Annotated in this window: 17 protein-coding genes; 3 read left to right on the top strand and 14 right to left on the bottom strand. The window is 70.2% G+C overall.

What is annotated here, in order from left to right; translation table 11 throughout:
- The first annotated feature begins 101 nt into the window (after positions 1–101).
- From HBK84_RS07205 to HBK84_RS07215, 3 genes are all read left to right on the top strand, one after another.
- The gene (locus HBK84_RS07205) at positions 102–593 is read left to right on the top strand and encodes an NfeD family protein (protein WP_085105993.1); all 492 of its coding nucleotides are present in this window, start codon (positions 102–104) and stop codon (positions 591–593) included.
- A 50-nt stretch (positions 594–643) separates the two neighbouring features.
- Positions 644–1,864: an SPFH domain-containing protein gene (locus tag HBK84_RS07210; RefSeq protein ID WP_085105992.1), complete on the top strand. Its 1,221-nt coding sequence runs from the start codon at positions 644–646 to the stop codon at positions 1,862–1,864.
- 118 nt (positions 1,865–1,982) lie between these two features.
- Positions 1,983–2,318 carry an RNA polymerase-binding protein RbpA gene (locus HBK84_RS07215; protein WP_085105991.1) on the top strand — a complete coding sequence of 112 codons (336 nt, stop codon included), beginning with the start codon at positions 1,983–1,985 and terminating at the stop codon, positions 2,316–2,318.
- Between the two features lie 164 nt (positions 2,319–2,482).
- Here HBK84_RS07215 and HBK84_RS07220 read toward each other — a convergent pair whose 3' ends face one another.
- The 14 genes from HBK84_RS07220 to HBK84_RS07285 form a co-directional block, all read right to left on the bottom strand.
- Positions 2,483–3,223, bottom strand: a complete 741-nt coding sequence (locus tag HBK84_RS07220; protein WP_064846996.1) for a polyprenol monophosphomannose synthase — start codon at positions 3,221–3,223, stop codon at positions 2,483–2,485.
- Between the two features lie 188 nt (positions 3,224–3,411).
- Positions 3,412–4,677: a hypothetical protein gene (locus tag HBK84_RS07225; RefSeq protein ID WP_167318545.1), complete on the bottom strand. Its 1,266-nt coding sequence runs from the start codon at positions 4,675–4,677 to the stop codon at positions 3,412–3,414.
- A 48-nt stretch (positions 4,678–4,725) separates the two neighbouring features.
- Positions 4,726–7,554 (bottom strand): RNA helicase, encoded by a 2,829-nt coding sequence (locus tag HBK84_RS07230; RefSeq protein WP_064846994.1) that lies wholly within the window; start codon positions 7,552–7,554, stop codon positions 4,726–4,728.
- Between the two features lie 47 nt (positions 7,555–7,601).
- Positions 7,602–8,414 (bottom strand): twin-arginine translocase subunit TatC, encoded by an 813-nt coding sequence (gene tatC, locus HBK84_RS07235; RefSeq protein WP_167319162.1) that lies wholly within the window; start codon positions 8,412–8,414, stop codon positions 7,602–7,604.
- 195 nt (positions 8,415–8,609) lie between these two features.
- The gene (tatA, locus tag HBK84_RS07240; protein WP_064846993.1) at positions 8,610–8,963 is read right to left on the bottom strand and encodes a Sec-independent protein translocase subunit TatA; all 354 of its coding nucleotides are present in this window, start codon (positions 8,961–8,963) and stop codon (positions 8,610–8,612) included.
- Positions 8,947–9,327, bottom strand: a complete 381-nt coding sequence (locus tag HBK84_RS07245) for a hypothetical protein (protein WP_167318546.1) — start codon at positions 9,325–9,327, stop codon at positions 8,947–8,949. The genes tatA and HBK84_RS07245 overlap by 17 nt, the downstream gene beginning before the upstream one ends.
- A 24-nt stretch (positions 9,328–9,351) precedes the next feature.
- The gene (locus HBK84_RS07250; RefSeq protein ID WP_167318547.1) at positions 9,352–11,616 is read right to left on the bottom strand and encodes a WYL domain-containing protein; all 2,265 of its coding nucleotides are present in this window, start codon (positions 11,614–11,616) and stop codon (positions 9,352–9,354) included.
- Positions 11,617–12,012 carry an FKBP-type peptidyl-prolyl cis-trans isomerase gene (locus tag HBK84_RS07255; protein WP_144996777.1) on the bottom strand — a complete coding sequence of 132 codons (396 nt, stop codon included), beginning with the start codon at positions 12,010–12,012 and terminating at the stop codon, positions 11,617–11,619. It lies immediately after the preceding gene.
- A gap of 64 nt (positions 12,013–12,076) precedes the next feature.
- Positions 12,077–13,084, bottom strand: coding sequence for an FKBP-type peptidyl-prolyl cis-trans isomerase (locus HBK84_RS07260; RefSeq protein WP_206069137.1), 1,008 nt, complete (start codon positions 13,082–13,084; stop codon positions 12,077–12,079).
- Between the two features lie 104 nt (positions 13,085–13,188).
- Positions 13,189–14,598, bottom strand: a complete 1,410-nt coding sequence (gene pafA / locus HBK84_RS07265; protein ID WP_144996781.1) for a Pup--protein ligase — start codon at positions 14,596–14,598, stop codon at positions 13,189–13,191.
- A gap of 4 nt (positions 14,599–14,602) precedes the next feature.
- On the bottom strand, positions 14,603–14,809 hold the full coding sequence (locus tag HBK84_RS07270; RefSeq protein WP_098055493.1) for a ubiquitin-like protein Pup: 207 nt from the start codon (positions 14,807–14,809) through the stop codon (positions 14,603–14,605).
- A gap of 52 nt (positions 14,810–14,861) precedes the next feature.
- Positions 14,862–16,589, bottom strand: a complete 1,728-nt coding sequence (gene dop, locus HBK84_RS07275; protein ID WP_167318548.1) for a depupylase/deamidase Dop — start codon at positions 16,587–16,589, stop codon at positions 14,862–14,864.
- The gene (arc, locus tag HBK84_RS07280; protein ID WP_064846986.1) at positions 16,586–18,298 is read right to left on the bottom strand and encodes a proteasome ATPase; all 1,713 of its coding nucleotides are present in this window, start codon (positions 18,296–18,298) and stop codon (positions 16,586–16,588) included. The genes dop and arc overlap by 4 nt, the downstream gene beginning before the upstream one ends.
- Positions 18,291–19,370 (bottom strand): tRNA (adenine-N1)-methyltransferase, encoded by a 1,080-nt coding sequence (locus HBK84_RS07285; RefSeq protein WP_064846985.1) that lies wholly within the window; start codon positions 19,368–19,370, stop codon positions 18,291–18,293. The genes arc and HBK84_RS07285 overlap by 8 nt, the downstream gene beginning before the upstream one ends.
- Between the last annotated feature and the right edge of the window lie 50 nt (positions 19,371–19,420).

The following is a 19,420-nucleotide window of genomic DNA, read 5'->3' on the forward strand; positions in this document are numbered from 1 at the left end:
GTGTCGTAGGGCACAATGGGCTGGACCACGTGAGATGGATCCCCGGGCTCGCACCGGGGCATCCGAGAACCGATGACACCGGACGAGGACGGAGCCGTACCGTGTGGGACGCACTGGTCAACAATCCCTGGATCCTGTGGCTGATCGTGATGCTGGTGCTCGCAGCCATCGAGATGCTCACCCTGGACTTCCTCTTTCTCATGATGTCGCTCGCCGCCCTGGTCACCGCCGGCGTGAGCCTGGTCGTGGACAGTTTCACCGCGCAGGTGGTGATGTTCGCGCTGGTGTCGGTGCTGCTGATCTTCTTGATCCGCCCGATCGCCCTGCGACGTCTCAACAGGTCCACGCCCACGACCCGCTCCAACACCGATCGCCTCATCGGGCTGCGGTGCATGGCGCTGGAGCCCGTGAGCCAGCACAGCGGCCTGGTGCGCCTGGAGGGTGACATCTGGACCGCCCGCACCGCCACGGCCGCCGCCCTGCCCGAGGGTAGCACCGCCTACGTCCACCGCATCGAGGGGGCCACCGCGGTCGTCGCGGACGTGGCCCCGGTGCCCACGCACACCGACCCCGGGCGCGGCGTCCGACCCTGACCCCGGACGAGCGCCCCGGCGCACCGCCGAACCCCCACCGAAAGGACCCCATGTCCATCGTCATCGTCGTCCTGTTGGCCGTGGTGGTGCTCGCCGCGGTCATCACCCTTATCAAAGCGGTGCGGATCGTCCCGCAGTCGCGCGCGGGCATCGTGGAGCGACTGGGCAAGTACCAGTCCACCCTCAATCCCGGGCTGCACTTCCTCATCCCCTTCATCGACCGGTTGCTGCCCCTGATCGACCTGCGCGAACAGGTCGTGCCGTTCCCCGCCCAGTCCGTGATCACCGAGGACAACCTGGTCGTGGGCATCGACACCGTGGTCTACTTCCAGGTCACTGATCCCCGCGCCGCCACGTACGAGATCACCAATTACATCCAGGCCGTGGACGAGCTCACGAGCGCCACGCTGCGTAACGTGGTGGGTGGTTTGAACCTCGAGGAGACCTTGACCTCCCGCGACAAGATCAACGCGGAGCTGCGCGGCGTACTGGATTCCACGACCGGGCGCTGGGGCATCCGGATCTCCCGCGTGGACATCAAGGAGATCACTCCCCCGCCGTCCATCCAGGACTCCATGGAGAAGCAGATGCGCGCCGAGCGTGACCGCCGCGCCGCGATCCTCACCGCCGAGGGCGAGAAGCAGTCCCAGATCCTCACCGCCGAGGGTGAACGTCAGGCCGCCGTGCTCTCCGCGGAGGGTGACGCGAAGGCCGCGATCCTGCGCGCGGACGGTGAGGCGCAGGCCATCGCCAAGGTATTCGACTCGATCCACCGCGCCCGCCCCACCCAGAAGCTGTTGGCGTACCAGTACATCCAGACTCTGCCCAAGGTCGCCGAGGGCACGGCCAACAAGGTGTGGATGATCCCCGCCGAGCTGAGCACCGCGCTGCGCGGTGTGGGTTCCTACCTCAACCCCGGCGCGTCGGACGACCCCGAGGACGACGAGTACGAGGACGAGGCCCCCGCTGCACCGGACCTGCCGGAGAGCGCCCCCATCGTGGAGCACGAGACCGTCAAGGTCACCGAGAAGGACCTGGAACCGGACCTCACCTTGACGGACCCGAGCGAGTTCGAGATGCCGGATTCGCCCTACACGTCCCCGATCGCCCAGGAGGCCGCCGATCCCCACGTGGACGAGGTCAACCTGCCGGTCACGGACTCGGAACCCACGACCGCCGGCACCACCGGGACGGATGCCGAGTCCGGCTCGTTGCCCCGGCACGCCCGCCCGGAGGCCCCCGAGACCGATCCGGGGAATGAATCCCGCTGACTCCCCGTTACGCTGGGGAACGAAGAGTGGGCCCGCGAGGACGGGACGCCGGGTGTGAACGCACCGCAGCGTCGTCGTCGCGCGGCCCACGAGAACGTACGTCGGGAAGGATCGTCGCGTGAGTGATCGCAGCCTACGAGGGATGCGCCTGGGCTCCCAGTCCATGGAAACCGAGGCCGGGGTGGAGCCCGCGCCGCGTCAGCGCGTGGAATACCGCACCGCGGAGGGCGAGTCCGTGTCCGTGATGTTCGCGGCGGAGGCGGAGATCCCCCCGGTGTGGACCACCAAGACCGGCCAGGAAGCCATCCTGGTCAACGGTGAGAAGCCCGAGAACCCCAACGAGAAGCACCAGCGCTCCCACTGGGACATGCTCCTGGAGCGGCGCAGCATAGAGGAACTCGAGCAGACCCTCGAGCAGCGGCTGGCGTTCTACAAGGAGCAGCACGCTCTCTGATCCCTTCGCGCGGTCGATGATCGACCGCCGACACACCAACGGAACGACCCCCGCCCGATGGGCGGGGGTCGTTCCGTTGGACGAATAGTAGGTACGCGCGAGGCGATGCCGGCGCGGTGGCTCGAACCGACCCGCGAGCCGGCCGGGCACGGAGCAGCGGCCGGTCAGCGGCCCAGGCCCAGCTTCCCGGCGAGCGTGCGCGCACGGGCCGTGAGGCCCCACTTGGCCACGCTCGTGGCGGCCTCCACGGTGACGTCGTTGCTCATCTTGGACGCACCCTCCTCGCGTTCGACGAACGTGATGGGCACCTCCACGATCTTCAGCCCCAGGCGCTCGGCGCGCCACGCGAGGTCGATCTGGAAGCAGTAGCCGCGCGAGCGGACCGAGTCCAGGTCCAGGGCCCGTAGCGTGGTGTCCCGGTAGGCGCGGAAGCCACCCGTGATGTCGTGGATGGACGTGCCCAGCAGGACACGCGAGTAGATGTTGCCACCGCGCGAGATCAGCTGTCGCTGCAGCGGCCAGTTCTCGGTGCGCCCACCCGGGACGTAGCGCGAACCGATGGCCATGTCCGCGCCCTGCTCCACGGCGTCGAGCAGCAACGGCAACTGCTCGGGCTGGTGGGAGCAGTCCGCGTCCATCTCCACGAGGACGTCGTAGTCGCGCTCGAGACCCCACGCGAAACCGGCCAGGTACGCGGGCCCCAGGCCCTCCTTGGCGGGTCGGTGCAGGACGTGGATGTTGCCGTCCTGCTCGGCCATGGCATCGGCCATGTCACCGGTACCGTCCGGGCTGTTGTCGTCGGCGACCAGCACGTGGGCGTCCGGCACGGCGGCGCGCAGCCGCTTGATGACCGTGGGCAACGATTCACGTTCGTTGTACGTGGGGATGATGGTGAGAACTCGCACCGGGCGTCCTTTCATGCCGCTGGTAGCCGGGCACCCGAGCCCGGACAGACCACTGGGCGGGCCCATCCGCCTTCGGACCAGAGCGGCCCGAAGGGCGCGCGCTGTTTTCTAAGGACGGATGAACCCACCCGGCAGTAAGAACTCAGTCTAACGTCAGGGGCGATCAGGACCAAGATGAAAACGCGACGTCATGGGCGCGGTTCCGCGCCGCTCACGAGCGTCCCGGCCACCACGGTGGCCTCGCACCGCGGCAAGCGGGAATCGTCGAGCGCGGGCAGGACGGGCGTGCGCGCCCGCGGGTCCGTGCTCCACGACGCGCCCGTGCCCTGGGCCTGTTGCACCATGACGGATTCGGCGTCCCACACCGCGAGCGTGGCCTCCGCGCCCGGTGCGAGCTGCCCCGCGAGGGGTGTGCCCCCGCGGTGAGCGCGCCACACCCCGCGGGTCAGAGCCAGGAACGCAGCGCGCGCGGAGGTGCGCAGGTGCTCGTCGGGTGCCTCGAGGGCCGCCTTGACGGCGGTCCACGGATTGGGGTCGTCGGTCATGAGCGTCACGGGCACACCGGCACGGGACAGGTCCCGCAGCGGCGCCCGTCCGGGCACGCACGAGACGGTGATCGCCAGATCGGCCAGGCGTTCGCACTGGGCTTCGGACAACTGTTCGACGCCCACGATCCGGTGCCCCCGCGCATGGAACGCCCGGCCGCCGAGTTCCTCCGCGGCGGCGTCCGCGGCGTCCAGCAACGCGTCAACGCGGGGATCCCCCGACGACGACGATGCATCTTCCGTCGACGCCTCGTCCTCCCCCGCGGTCTTGTCCGGATCGTCCTCGGGGCGGTCGTTGCCGGAGGCGTCGCTCCCGGACAACTCGTTCCCGGACAGTCGGCTTCCGGACGGGTCGTCCCCGAACGAGCCACTCTTCGACGCGCCGTCCCCGGACGGGGGCAGAACGAGCACCGCTTGCAGCCCCACTCGCGTGCATACCACGAGGTGTTCCCGCGCGGCATCGGCCAGAGCAGCGGGATCACCGAACGCAGCGGCGTCGAGCCCCAGGGCGGGCGACGGCAGTGCCGAGGGGTCGAGCTCGTCGGTGTCCCGCGCGCGGCGCACCAGGATCGGCAGGGCATGCAGCCCGTCCGCGCGGACCTCCCGCGTCGCGGCGTCGAGCGCGTCGGGGTCCGAGCTCACCAGTTCCACGGCTCCGTAGCCGTGCTCGACGCGCGGAAGCTGCCCGGACCCGACCACTCGGTGGTGGGCGACGAACGCGGGGGTGACCACCGCGGCCCGCAGGTCTCCCGGGGTGACGTCCGCGCCGGCCATGGCCCGGGCGGCGTCGTCGGAACCGACCCACGCCACGGTCGCGCCGTCCAGGAGGATGGCGGTGGCGAACGGGTCAGCGGGCGAGTACACCGATCCGTTGATCCACACCCGCACGGCTTTTTGTTCTGACTTCACGTGATTCCCTCCGACCGGGCGTGCGGAACCCCCGCGCCCGGCATTGTCTTACTGGTCGAAGACGCTGTACTCGACGACGCCGCGGCGCACGGCTTCGATGGCCCGGTGCGCGGTCTCGCGCAGCTCGGGATCGAGCCCTTCCACGCCGCGCAACTGGTCCAGGACGTCCACGGTCTGTTTGGCCCAGCGCACGAAATCCCCCGCGGCCAGGTCGGTGCCGGTGAGCGTCCGGGTCAGAGTGGCGCCCCGGGCCCAGCGGTACATGGCGTCCGCGAGCCCCAGCTCGGGGGCGGCCGTGAGCGGCAATCGGTGCTCGGCCTCGCGCGCGGAGAGCACCGACCAGTTGTGGAGCAGGATCTGGACGGATTCCTCCATGTGGGCCGTGGGCATCTTGGGACGCGCGCCCTGGTCCTCGCGCCGGGGCTGGTAGACGAGTGCGGTCATGACACCGGCAAGTCCGGGGGCGTCCAGTCCGTCCAGGAAGCCGTCCCGCAAGCACAGTGCGAGGAGCAGGTCCCGCTCACCGTAGAGCCGGCGCAACTGTTCGCCCGCCGCGGTGGGCTGCAGGTGGCCGGATTCGTCCGGGCTGAGATACTCGAAGTGCGTGAGCACCGCGCACACGCGGTCGAAGGTCGCGGCGATGCTCCCGGTGCGCCCGGCGATCTGCTTACGCAGTGCCTGGGTGTCCTTCTCGAGCTTCCACGCGCGCTCCGCCCAGCGGGCGTGTTGTTCGCGGTCCGAACAACCATGACACGGGTGCGAACGCAACCGTCGGCGCAGGTCCTCGATCCGGTGATCGCGCGCGGAGGTCCCCCGGTCGAAGCGGATCGCGTGACCGCCCGAGCGGGTGCGCGCGGGACGGTGCTCGCGCAACGCGGCCCGCACGGTCGCGGCGAGGTCCTTGCGTTCCTGGGGGGACTTCCCCGAGAAGTGCTTGGGGATCCGGATCCGGGATTCGGGTTCCAGGGAACCGTCCAGGTCGTTGACACCCACCCGGCGCAGTTTGCCGTCCACCGTGAGAATGTGGGGGCGCGGGTCGAAGGGGTGCGCGTCCTCGCGCAGCACCACGGCCCACCCGGCGTTGCGGCCCTGAGGGATCTCGATCACGTCCCCGGGCAGCAGGTCCTGCAGGGCCACCGCGGCGTCGTTACGTTGACGCGCCGAGCGGGACTTGCTCGCGGACTTCTCCTCGGCCGTGAGCTCACGGCGGAGCGCAGCGTACTCGGTGAAGTCGCCCAGGTGGCACGTCATGGCGTCCCGGTAGCCCTCGAGGGTCTTCTCCTGGGAGCGCACCCGTTTGGCCAGGCCCACGACCGAGCGGTCCGCCTGGAACTGCGCGAACGAGGTCTCCAGGATGGACCGGGAGCGTTTGGCCCCGTAGCGCGCGATGAGGTTGGTGGACATGTTGTATGTGGGCCGGAAGCTCGAGTTCAGCGGGTACGTGCGCGTGGACGCGAGTCCCGCGACGGCCTGGGGGTTCATCCCGTCCCGCCACAGCACCACGGCGTGGCCCTCGACGTCGATCCCGCGCCGGCCCGCGCGCCCCGTGAGCTGGGTGTACTCCCCCGGGGTGATGTCCACGCGAGCCTCACCGTTGAACTTGTCGAGGCGTTCGAGCACCACGGAACGGGCCGGCATGTTGATCCCGAGCGCCAGGGTCTCCGTGGCGAACACGGCCTTGATGAGCCCCTCCGAGAACAGCTGCTCGACCACTTCCTTGAACACGGGCAGCATGCCCGCGTGGTGGGCGGAGATCCCCCGGATGAGGCCCTGGTACCAGTCCTCGTAGTTCAGCGCCGCGAGGTCCGCGGTGGACATGTGCGCGGTGGCCTCCGCCGCGAACGCGCGCAGGGTGCGCTGCTCCTGCGGCGTGGTGAGCCACAGGTCCGCGGCCACGCACTGTGCCACGGCGGCGTCGCACCCGGCGCGGGAGAAGATGAAGGTGATGGCGGGCAGCAGGGCCTCGGCGTCGAGCCGGCGCAACAGCTGGGGGCGGGAGATCCGCTCCTGCCGCCCGGTGCGGGGCTCCTGGTGGCGGCCGCCGTGACGACGGCGATTGCGGTGACCGGGTCCGCGCCCACCCGACCGACCCCCGCGGGGATGCTGGGCGCGGAACAACCGAAGCAGCTCGGGGTTGACCTCGGGTTCGTCCCGGTGTTTGTCCGAGTGGCGCTGCGCGGCCTCCTCGACCGTGGTGTCGTCCACGAACAGGTCCAGCAGCTGCGGCCCCACCTGGACGTGCTGCCACAGCGGGACCGGACGGTGTTCGGAGACCACCACGTCCGTGCTGCCGCGGACGTCATCGAGCCACGCACCGAATTCCTCGGCGTTGGAGACGGTCGCGGACAGGGACGCGAGCTGGACGTGCTCGGGCAGGTGGATGATGACCTCTTCCCACACCGCACCGCGGAAGCGGTCCGCGAGGTAGTGCACCTCGTCCATGATCACGAACCCCAGGTTCGCCAGGGTGGACGAGCCCGCGTAGAGCATGTTGCGCAGCACCTCGGTGGTCATCACGACCACGTCCGCTTCCGAGTTCACGGACGTATCACCCGTGAGCAGACCCACACGGTCCGAGCCCCAGCGGCGCGAGAACTCGTGGAACTTCTGATTGCTCAACGCCTTGATGGGCGTGGTGTAGAAGGCCTTCTTACCCCGGGTCAGTGCGAGGTGGATCGCGAACTCCCCCACCACGGTCTTTCCCGCGCCCGTGGGGGCGGCCACGAGCACTCCCCGGCCCTCCTCGAGAGCGCGGCACCCCTGCGTCTGGAACGGGTCCAGTTCGAAGTCCACGGTGTTCTCGAAGGCCGACAGCTCCGTGCTCACGTGGGCCGCGCGAGCCTTCGCGGCAATGTACCGTTCGGCGGGGGAAGACATGCTTCCACCCTACGCGGTGCCTCTGACACCCCGGGAATCGGGGCGGATCAGTCTTCGTGGGCGGTGCTGCCCATCGAGCGCAGCGCTTCCGCCGAGGTTCCCCGGTCCGCGTTCGCACCGGTCGCGGCGGCCTGCCGGGCCTGCTTCTTGGCACGACGCCGGTCCAGGTACAGACACAGCCCCACGGCCACGAAGAACAGCACCAGCAGCGGGATGGCCAGGTAGAGCATGGTCACGGGATCCGGACCCGGCGCGGCCATCGCGGCGATCACGAGCACGACCACCACCACAATCCGCCACGCCTTGAGCACGGTGCGCCCGGACAGCAGGCCCAGCACGTTGAGACCCACGAGCAGCACGGGGACCACGCACGAGATCCCGAAGGTCAGGATGAGCTGGAGGAAGAAGCGCAGGTAGATCCCGGCCTCCACGAAGTTCGCCCCGCCCTCGGGCGTGAACGCGGTGAGCGCGTAGACGGCCGCGGGCAGCGCGGTCACGGCCAGGGCGCACCCACCCAGGAACAAGGGGATCGCCGCCGCGAGGAAGGCCATGGCGTAGCGGCGTTCGTTCTTGTGCAGCGCCGGCGTGATGAACGCCCACAACTGGTACAGCCACACCGGCGACGCGAAGATCAGCCCGAGCACCACGGCGACCTCCACCATGATGTTGAAGGACCCGCCCACCGAGGAGTAGTTGATGGTCGCGGTGCGCCCGGACTCGGCCAGGCGCTGCAGCGGCTCGGTGATGTACTGCATGAACGGCTCGTACGCCATGAAGCCGAGCACCGCGCCCAGCACGGTGGCCACGGCGGACTTGATGAGGCGGTTACGCAGTTCCCGCAGGTGCTCCTTGAGCGCCATCTGGGCCTGCGGGTTGTGCCGCCGCGACGTGCTCTTGCGGCGTTCCCGGCGCTGTTGCCGAGTGGAACCGGGGGCCTTCCCGGAATCCGTGGTGGACATGGGTCCCTGTCCTCTCTGACGGGCCGTTCACCCGCATGCGACGGGGCCGAGCCGTGCGGCTCGGCCCCGCGCGGGTCCCGACGGACGATGCCGGGATCAGGCGGTGGGGCGCTGGTTCTGGTCCACGGTGGGCGCGGGCTGGCCCGGCTGCGGGGTGATCACGGTGGGCTGCTCGGCGGCCGGCTGTTGCACCGAGGGCTGCACCGTGGGCTGGGTGCTCGACTGCGCGGCGGTGGTGCCCGCGACGGGCTGGCCATCGGCGACCGGCTGGCCGTTGACGGTCACGTTCGGATCGTCGTCGCGCTTCATCTCCTTGACCTCGGACTTGAAGATGCGCAGGGACTGGCCCAGGCTACGAGCCATCCCGGGCAGCTTGGGGGCACCGAAGAGGAGCAGGATGACCACGAGGATCAAAACGAGGGTCAGGGGGCTGTCAAACAAGCGGCCCATGGCGGAGTCCTTTCTGTTCAGCCCGGCGCACGTCCGAATACCTCTGGGGCTGCCCCAGGGTGTCCCTGCGCTGCATCCTGCGGATGAGCCGAGCTGTTTGTCGTTGGTCCCGGCCGCTATGGTAGGCGGCGCGGGTCTCGTCCACCGGGGTGAACATGGCTGGCGAGGCGGGTGTGCGCAACGGCGTGGAGTGTCCCTGGGCAGCGGCGTTCCAGCGGGTGGCGAAATCGGTACCGCTTCGCTCGATCTCGTCCAGCGCGGGCAGCACCTGCGTGCGCACGACCCGGTAGAGCACCCACCCGATGAACGCGGCAGCACCCAGGACCAGAACGGTCCACAGCACGACCCACATCCACCACAGCATGGCCCCAGTATAGGCAGTCGACGGCTACGGACGCCCGGGGGTGGGTTCGGGACAGCTGCTGTTCAACCACTGTTCAACGGCGGCCACGGCCTCGGGCGGTGAGACCACGCCCACGTGTCCCGCATGCCGTGTGACCAGGGACGACAGTGCATCCAGTGTGGGGAAGTCCACCTCCGCGGCCACGTACTCGGGCAGTGGACGCGGCCCCCGCGCCGAGCGTGCGCGGGACCCGGGAATCGGCTGGGAGTTCGCCTCCCGGGGCGCGGCGTCGGATTCCTCCGTCTCCCCCGGTGCCGAAGGCACGGAGACCTCCACGAAGCGCTTGGCGTGGTAGTGCTCCACGATCCACCGCCCGCGCCGGTCGGTGACGACCACGGCCTGGACCGGACGACGCTTGGCCGGTTGGATGCTCGAACGCACCTCCGATTCCATGCGCGGGTGCACCTCGGCCTCACCCGCGTCCTCGCAGCCCACGATCCGGTCGGTGCGGAACGTGCGCGGCGCGTTGGCCTGCAGGCACCAGCCCCGCACGTACTGCTGCCCGTCCGAGAAGATCATCCGCACGGGGTCCACATGCCGCTCCGTGACCTCGTCCCGGGAGGCCACGAGGTACTGCAACCGCACGCGCCGGCCGTTCTTGATCGCGTCCCGCAGGCGGGTGACGAGCGCGCTGTCACGGGGCTCCGCGGCGGCGTCGGCGTCCGGTGCCGCAAGCGCGTCCGCGAGCGGCAGCGCGTCCGCGGCGGTCGCGACCTTCTGCATGGCCGAGCGCACGACCCTGCTGTCACCGCCCGGAACGGCCTGCAGGGTCTGCAACCCCATGAGCAGCGCGCTGGCCTCGGGGACGGTCAACCGCACGGGTTCGGACAGTTCCTGCGCGTTGCCCAGGTAGATGTGGCCGTCGTCCCAGGACGCGTCGATGAGCTGGTCTGGCATGTGCCCCGGGCGCCCGCACACGAACAGGGTCTGCAGGTCGTTGACGAGTTCCGCGTCCGTGATCCCGAAATGCCGGGCCGTCTCCTCGAGTTCCGCGCCCTGATGGGCGTAGACGTGGCGCACGATGTGTAGCAGCCGCGCGAGGTGCTGTTCGGTGCTGGCCTTGGCCGCGCCGTGACGGCGCTGCTTGCCCCAACGCACGTCCACGCCGGGCATCCGCGCCTGGAAGGCCCGCGCGTCACGGAGTCTGCGGGCCACGGCGTCGGCGACCGCGTTCTGGGTCGCGATGTCCTCGGCGGTCGGGGCGTCGTCGCTCGTCGAATCGGGTTCGGCCGACGGCCCGCCCTCGGCCGTCGGGGTGCTCCCGCCCAGTGCGGCGTCGCCCCGAATACCGGGCACGGGTTCGCGGGGCACCCGGGCGTCCGGGCCCGCCGCGCACACGTGTTCCGCCGCGGACTCGGTATCGTGCACCGCGAGCTGCACGGCGTCGTAGCCCTCGGGGGCCCGCCACGCGGGCGAGTCGGACGGCGCGGCAATGCGGCGCAGCAGCTGGCCCGCGCCCTGGCGGACATGGACCACCACGCACAGCTGCGGCGGCTGGCTGACCATGCGCGCGAGCTGACCGCCCATGGAAAAGTCCCGGGGCGGCTCGAACGTCTCGCGCGTGGTCTCCACCTCGGAGATGATGCGGGAGAGCCGGAACGTGCGCTGTGCACGCCGGTCCGTGTCCCAGCCCGCGAGGTACCAGGCCCCGTAGCGGGAGCCCACGCCCCACGGCTGCACCGTGCGCTGGGAGAATGCCCCGGTGCGGTCCACGTAGTCGAAGCGCACTGTGCGGTGCGCAAGCACTGCCGAGAGCAGCGGCTCGAAGGCGGGGTCCGCCACGGCCACGGTGGGCTGCAGGTCCCGGCCCGGCGCGGCCTCGCCGCTGAGCGCCGGTTCGAGCTTGTCGAGGGCGCGGCGTGCGAGCCGGTCCTGGGCAGCGTCGTTCCATGCGTCCGCCGCGACGGCGAGCACCGCGGACTCCTCCGCACTGAACCGCACCCGGGGCAGCCGGTACGAGCCCCGGGGCACGCGGTAGCGCGGGGTGAGCTGCGCGTCCGAGGCCCAGGGGTCGTCGTCAGGGATCTCCTCCACCGGGTACCCGAGTGAGCGCAGGTGCGCCTTGTCGCGCTCGAACATGCGCTCGAACGCGTCCTGGTTCCCGGCGCGGTCGTAACCGGGCACGATCCCGCGCAGCTGCTCACGGGTGTACCCGGACTCGCGGTCGAGCAGGGCGATCAGCAGGTTGAGGAGCCGCTCGGCGGACGCCGTGGTGGAACGGCGCGCCGAGGGCCCCGCGGAGGGCGCCATTCAGCGGACGTCGAGCAGGTCCACCACGAAGATCAGGGACTCGTCCGGGCCGATCACGGCGCCGGCGCCGCGCGAGCCGTACGCCAGCTCGGAGGGGATCTCCAGCCGACGCCGACCACCCACCTTCATGCCCAGCAGACCCTGGTCCCAGCCCTGGATGACCTGTCCCACGCCCACCGTGAAGCCCAGCGGCTCACCGCGGTTCCAGGAGGCGTCGAACTCCTCGCCCCCCGAGTACGTGACACCCACGTAGTGGCACGAGACCGTGTCCCCGACCTTCGCCTCCCGGCCGGTGCCCTGGATCTCGTCCACGATCCGCAGCTCGGTGGGAACCGGGTCCTGGGGGAAGTCGATCTCCGGCTTGGAACGATCAAGCTTGCGCTCTCCGAATGACACGGGCTCTACCTTTCGTCGTGGGCCCCCGGGCGGGGCCGTGCCGAGCACACAGTGTAGCCGTGTCTCACTTGCCGGACGCAGAGGACTCCGGGCTCGCGCTCGGTGCCGTGGACGCACCGGGAGTGGCGCTCGCCGAGGCCTGCGGGCTCGCGGTCTCCGTCTTCGGGGTAGGTGTGGTGCCGAGGATGTCCACCACGAACACGAGCGCGCCCGCGGGGTACTGGGAGTCCTTGCCGAGCTCCTTCTCCGTGCCGTAGGCCTTGTCGGTGGGGATCACCAGCTCCACGCGCGAGCCCACCTTCTGGCCCTTCAGACCCTCCTTCCAGCCGGCGATCACACCGTTGAGGGGGAAGGAGGCCGGGGTGCCCTTCTCGTAGGAGGAGTCGAAGGACTTCCCGTCCGCCCAGCGCACGCCCACATAGTTCGCGATCACGGTGTCCGACTCCTTGACGGTGTCACCGTCCCCCTCGATCAGCACGTCCGTCTTCAGCTCCTTGGGCTCGCTACCGGAGGGCTTGGCGATCGTGGGGGTGCCCTTGTCGTCCTGCGTAACGTTGGGCATGCCCTTGGAGGGGGTCTTCATCTTCTCGTTGAGCGAGGGCATGATCTTCTTGGTCACCTGGTAGACCTCCACCGAGGTGGAGTCGTCCCCCTCGGAGGCCGCGCCGCTGGTCTTGGGAGAGCTGTACGCGATGATCTCCCCCTCCTTGGCCTTCGTCAGGGCGTCGTACATCTGCGGCAGGGAGTCCTTGAGCTCGTCGTTGACGGTCAGCACCTGTCCGGCACCCTGACTGTAGGTGTCCCCCAGCGAGGAACCATCCGAGCCCTTGTACAGGGCCGCCTGCAGCATGATGCTGTCGCCGGCGTGGATCTCCTCACCGTCCCCTTCCTTCAGGACCTTCGTCTGCGCGTCGTCCACCTTCATTGGGGTCTTGAAGGACACCGACGGCGCGGTGCCCTGCGAGGGGTCTGCGGACAGTTCCACGGAGTCCCAGCCCGAGCCCCCGCCGCAGCCGGTCAGCAGCAGGGACAGGGCGAGCGCGGCGGTGCCGGCAGGGATGATCTTTCGCACGAGGGGGTGACCTTTCGTCATCGGGGTGCTGGCTCGGAGCCAATGTAGAGGACCCGCGTGGGCCGCGGCTGGGAGAGTCCCCGGAACACTGCGGGCGGGTGGGGTCAGGCGCGTCCGGAGGTGATCTCTGCGATCAGCTCCTCGACGTCCGGCTGGGTGGTGGCGAAGGGGTCCTTGCACATGACCGTGCTCTGCTGGTGCTCCCCGTTGAGCTTCAGGTGCACCCAGTCCACGGTGGTGCTGACCCCGGCGTCGTGGGCCGCGGCCACGAACCGCCCGCGCATCCGCGCCCGGGTGGGAGGGCCTTCGACGACGGCGCGCTCGACGTCCTGCGGGGCCACGAACGTCTCCACGGCACCGCGGCGCTCCAGCATATGGAAAAGTCCGTGGCGCACGGAGGTGTCGTGGTAAGCGAGGTCCAACTGCGCCATGCGGGGGTGGGACCAGTCCATCCCGTGGGCGCTCGCGTAGGAGTCCAGCAGCTTCTTCTTGATGGCCCAGTCCAGCTCGCGGTCCACCAGCGAGCTGTCCTGCTCCTCGACGGCGCGCAGCCCACGGTCCCACAGCCCGACGACCCAGTCGAGGCGGTCGTGGTGCGCGCCGTGGCGCTGCACGAACCGGGTGACTTCCTCAAGGTACTCGCGCTGCAGTTCGATCGCCGAGCGGTAGCCCCCCGCGGCCAGCTCCAGCGGTGCCAAACCGGTGAGGTCGTGGGAGACCTGCCGCAGGGCGGCAGCCGGGTCCGCGAGCGTGCGGTCCGGCAGGATCTGGCCCGCCTCGATCATGCGCAGCACCGCGTCCGTGATGCCGATCTTCAGCGCCGTGGTGGTCTGGGACATGGACGAGTCGCCCGTGATGACGTGCAGCCGGCGGTAGCGCTCGGCGTCCGCGTGCGGTTCGTCCCGGGTGTTGATCATGGGGCGGGAGCGGGTGGTGGCCGAGGACGACCCCTCCCACACGTGGTCCGCCCGCTGGGAGAACGAGTAGCCGGGGCGCCCGTCCCCCAGGGCCAGGGAGCCGAAGGGCGGCGGCCCGTCCGGGTGCACCCGACCCGCGCCCACGAGGATCTGCCGCGTCACCAGTAGCGGCAGCAGGTGCTGGACCAGCCGGGAGAACTCCGTGCGGCGGGCAATCATGTAGTTCTCGTGCGAGCCGAACGAGTTGCCGGCGGAGTCCGCGTTGTTCTTGAACAGGTGCACCGTGCCGCCCACGCCCTCGGCGTCCAGGCTCTCCTGCAGCTGAGCGCGCAGGTCGTCCACGATCCGTTCGCCGGCGGCGTCCTGGGCGACGACGTCGTGCAGGGTTGCGGCCTCGGCCGTCGCGTACTCGGGGTGGGAGCCCACGTCCAGGTACAGGCGCCCGCCGTTAGGCAGGAACACGTTGGAGGCCCGCCCCCACGCGAGCACCGGTGCGAACAGCCGCCGCGCCGTCTCGTCCGCACCCAGGGGACGGCCCTGCGGTGCGCTGTGGATCAGGCCGAACTCGGTCTCGATCCCGTAGATCCGCCGTTCCACGGTATTACTGGCCGCCCTTCTGCACGAAGCCCTTCACGAAGGCCTCCGCGTTGGTCTCGAGCACGCCGTCGATCTCCGCGAGCAGGTCGTCGGTGCCCTGGGTGTCCCGCTGGGCCTGTGCGGCGCCCGAGGCGGGCGGGGTCGCGGGGGCCGGGGCGTCCGGTTCCTCCTCGCGGCGGGATCCGGTGCGGAAGATGCGTTCCTGTGCCATGGTGTCCTCCTGTGGCTTCTCGAATGGGGTGTGCTGCGCCCGACCGGGTGGTTCAGCCGATGTCGCTGCCCGTGACGAGGGCGGGCCGGTTCGCGGCCACGCGCTCGATCCAGGTCTCGACGTCCGGGGCGTCGAACCAGTCCTCGCACGTGTCCCGGGTGAGGTCATGAGGTTCGGGCATCCTGACCCGAGCTCCCCGGCGGATCCCGGGGAACGTCACGGTCAGTGTGTCCCAGCCCACCGCGGCCATGTCCCGCGGGTACCGGGACACCGCGGTGCCCCGGAAGTACGCGCGGGTGTCGGTCGGCGGATGGTCCGCGGCCGCGGTGATCCGGTCGTGGTCCACGAGGGTGCGGATCCGTCCGGCGGCGGCGAGCTTGTGGTAGAGCCCCTTGTCGGGGCGCACGTCCGCGTACTGCAGGTCGATCGCCACGAGCCGGGGATCGTCCCACGCGAGACCGTCGCGTGTGCGGTACGCGGTGAGCAGCGCGTACTTGGCCGCCCAGTCCAACCGGTCGGACAAGCGTGCGGGGTCCTCGGCGAGGTCCGTGAGCACCTCGTCCCAGGTCTGCAGCACGTGGGCGGTGTCCTCGTCCAACCCGTTCGGGGCCAGCTCGGTCTCCAGCGCCAACGCTGCGCGGTAGTACTCGCGCTGCAGCTCCACCGCGGTCAACTCCCGACCGTTCGCGAGCGCCACCGTGGTGCGCAGGGACGGGTCGTGGCTGATGGCCTGCAGCGCGGCCACGGGATCCTCGAGCTCGAGGCGCGGCGCCCGGTCGTGTTCCACGAGGTTCAGCACCAGGGACGTGGTCCCGAACTTGAGCAGCGTGGCCACGTGGGAGAGGTTGGCGTCCCCGATGATCACGTGCAGGCGCCGGTAGCGGGTGTCGTCCGCGTGGGGTTCGTCCCGCGTGTTCACGATCGGGCGGTGGATCGTGGTCTCGAGCCCCACGGTGCGTTCGAAGAAGTCGGCGCGCTGACTCAGTTGGAACCCAGGACGTGAACCGTCCACCCCGAGGCCCACACGGCCTGCACCGCACATAATTTGCCGGGATGCGAAGAACGGCAGCAGGGCCGCGGTGATCCGCTCGAAGGGCACGGCGCGTTCCACGGTGTAGTTCTCGTGCGCGCCGTAGGACACCGACTTGTTGTCCGTGTTGTTCTTGTAGAGGTTCACCGGCGCGGCATCCGTCCCTGTGGAAACCTCCGCGAGGTACTCCACGGCGCGGGCAGCCACCACGTCCCCCGCGGCGTCCCACGTGAGCGCGTCCAGGGGCGTGGTGACCTCCGGGGACGAGTACTCCGGGTGGGAGTGGTCCACGTAGACCCGCGCGCCGTTGGGGATCACGGTGTTCATGATCACGCGGCGCCAGTCGAGGTCCTCCGTGTACATCGCGGATTCGCTGATCGCCTCCGCGGCGATCTCCTCCGCGGTGAGCACCGGCGCCTCATCGGTGAGCTGGCTCGGGTGGGCGTCCTCGCGGGCCACGGTGAACCCCCGGGCATCCGCGAGCGGGGTCTCGGAACCGTAGTCCCACCCTGTGCCGAGCGGGGCGTCCGGGGAACCGGGCTGCGCGGCGTCGTCGTCCGATGGCGTGGGCCCGGCCGAGCCCACGGACCGTTCCCCGCGTGCCGCCTCCTGTTCCCGAAGCCGTCGGGCGACCCACGCGGCGTACCCCGTGACCACGCGGGTCGAGAGCACCGTGGGGTTCGCACCCGGCTCACCCTGGGCCAGCACGCCGAACTCGGTCTCGCTGCCCATGATCCGCCGTACCGTCATGCCGCGCCCCCGTCCGGACGCTGCGTGCCGGAGACCCCGGGGCGGTCCACCGCGATCCGGACGTCCTGGATGGTGTCCGCGCGCCGACCGGTCAATCGGGCCCAGTCCTCCGGGTCCGCGGTGTTGGGCAGGTCCTGTTGTTCGTGGAACTCCTGGTTCACCGCGTCCACGAGGTGCTGCGAGGTGATCCCCCGCCGGCCCGTGGTCAACAGCGTCTTGATGGCCTGCTTCTTGGCGCGGTCCACCACGTTGCGGATCACCGCGCCGGACGCGTAGTCCGCGAAGTACAGGGTCTCCTGGCCGCCGTCGCGGTACGTGATCGTGAGGAACTCGGTGTCCGGGGTGCGCGCGTACATGCGCCCGATCGCGGCGTCCACGAGCTCCCGGGCGGCCTGCGCGCGGGAGCCGGCGCGAGCGACATCGTCCTCACGCAGGGGCAGGTCCTCGGTGACGTACAGCGAGAAGATCTCCCGCGCGCCCTGCTCGTCCGGGCGGTCGATGCGGATCTTCACGTCCAGGCGACCGGGGCGCAGCACCGCGGGATCGATCATGTCCTCGCGGTTGGTCGCGCCCACCACGATCACGTTGTCGAGCTGCTCCACGCCGTCGATCTCCGTGAGCAACTGCGGCACGATTGTGGTCTCCACGTCCGAGGACAGCCCCGAACCGCGCACGCGGAACAGCGAGTCCATCTCATCGAAGAACACCACAACGGGGATCCCGCGCGCCGCCTGCTCGCGCGCGTTCGCGAAGATCGAGCGAATCTGGCGCTCGGTCTCCCCCACGTACTTGTCGAGCAGCTCGGGGCCCTTGATATTGAGGAAGTAGCCCTCGGGCCGCGCGCGCCCGGCCTTGGCCGCGCTGCGCTCGGCGAGCGAGCGCGCAACAGCCTTGGCGATCAGCGTCTTGCCGTTGCCCGGGGGACCGTAGAGCAGGATGCCCTTGGGCGGGCGCAGACCGTGTTCGCGGTAGATGTCCGGGTGGACGTAGGGCAGTTCCACGGCGTCGCGGATCGCCTCGATCTGAGGCCCCAGCCCTCCGATGTCTGTATAGCGGACCTCCGGGACTTCCTCGAGCACGAGCTGTTCCACGTCCGTGCGTTCCACGGGTTCCAGGGCGAAGCCCGTGCGGTGGTCCACGGTCAGGGCGTCCCCGGGCTTGGGGCGCTCACGCCGCAACCGACCCGAGAGTAACAGCACGCGTTCCTCGTCCGAGCGGCCCACGGTGAGCACGCGGTCGTGGTCGATGACCTCCTTGACGGTGGCCACCTCCCCGGTGCGCTCGTAATCGAGCACCGCGATCACCACGTAGTGCTCGTTGAGCAGCACCCCCAGTCCGGGCTCGCACGCACTCAGCGACACGAGAGGGCTCAGGGCCACGCGCATCTTCCGTCCCGCGGAGAGCACGTCCACCGACGGGCCCGTGACCACGGGACCGTCCCCGGTGGCCTCCCCCAAGGGCTGGCGACCGTGGTTGACCTGCAGCACCACGGCGAACGTCGCGGGCGCCTCGGCCTCCGCCGCGAGGGTCTTCTTGAGCGTCACGATCTCCTGGCGGGACGCGTTGAGCAACCGCACCAGCTTCTCGTTCTGCGATCCCACCGCCGCGAGCTGCTTGTCCAGGTTGCGCTTCTGGTCCCGCAGCATGTTGATCTGGCGCTGGGTGATGTCCGCGGCCGAACGGCCCGCGGTGCCGCCCGATTCAGTCATCGCGCACCTGACCCTCGTCCGCGCGGGCCTGCTCGTCGATCTCCCGCTGGGCGCGCGCGGCGTGCTCGGCCAACGACGCCGCATCGCGGCCCGCGCGGCGCAGCTTGCGGTCCGAGACCACGCGCTCGCCCAGGGCCACGGGAGTCCACGCCTGCAGATCCTCTTCCGTGTACTCGCTCTTGGAAGCGCGCCGTTTCGGAGCCAACCTGGGTGCGCCGTCCACGAGTCGGCGGGACTGGATCAGGAACCCGGTGTGCGCGACCATGCGGTGGTCCGGGCGCACCGCGAGCCCCTCCACATGCCACCCGCGCACCATGGTCTCCGAGGCCTCGGGCTCGGTGAAGCGGCCGTCCGCGCGCATGGCCTCCGCCACGCGGGACAACTGCGGCACGGTGGCCACGTAGCAGATCACCACGCCGCCGGGCGCGAGGGTTGTGGCCACGGCGTCGAGGCACTCCCACGGGGCGAGCATGTCCAGGATCACGCGGTCCACGGACCCGGGCTCCTCCCGCGCGCCCAGTTCCTCCGCGAGGTCCCCGAGGCTCAGTTCCCACGCGGGGTGCGGGCCGCCGAACATGGTCTCGATGTTGCCCCGGGCGATCTCCGCGAACTCCTCCCGGCGCTCGAACGAGTGGACGTGGCCTTCGTCCCCCACCGCGCGCAGCAGGGAGATGGTCAGCGCGCCGGAACCGACCCCGGCCTCCACGACCCGGGCGCCCGGGAAGACGTCCGCCATGGTCACGATCTGCCCGGAGTCCTTGGGGTAGACCACCGCGGCTCCGCGGGGCATGGACAGCACGAAGTCCTTGAGCAGTGGCCGCAGCGCCTGGTACTGGATCCCCGAGGTGTTGGACACGACCGTGCCCTCGGGTTGGCCGATCAAGAGCTCATGTGCCAGCACCCCGCGATGGGTGTGGTGTTCCCCTCCGTCCACCAGGGTGATGGTGGTCATCTTCCCGGTCTCGTCCATGAGTTGGACGCGCTCGCCGGAGCGGAACGGGCCGCGCCGGTTGGCTGCTCCCCGCACGGTGGCGCCGGTGGGGTTCGGGTGGGATTCCTGCTGCTCGCTCATCTGCTCGCTCTCACGCGTGGTCGTCGTCGGGGCCGTCCGGCTCCGTAGGT

Origin of the sequence: Kocuria sp. KD4 (genome assembly GCF_011769905.1) — a bacterium.
In the GTDB taxonomy this organism is placed as follows: domain Bacteria; phylum Actinomycetota; class Actinomycetes; order Actinomycetales; family Micrococcaceae; genus Kocuria; species Kocuria marina.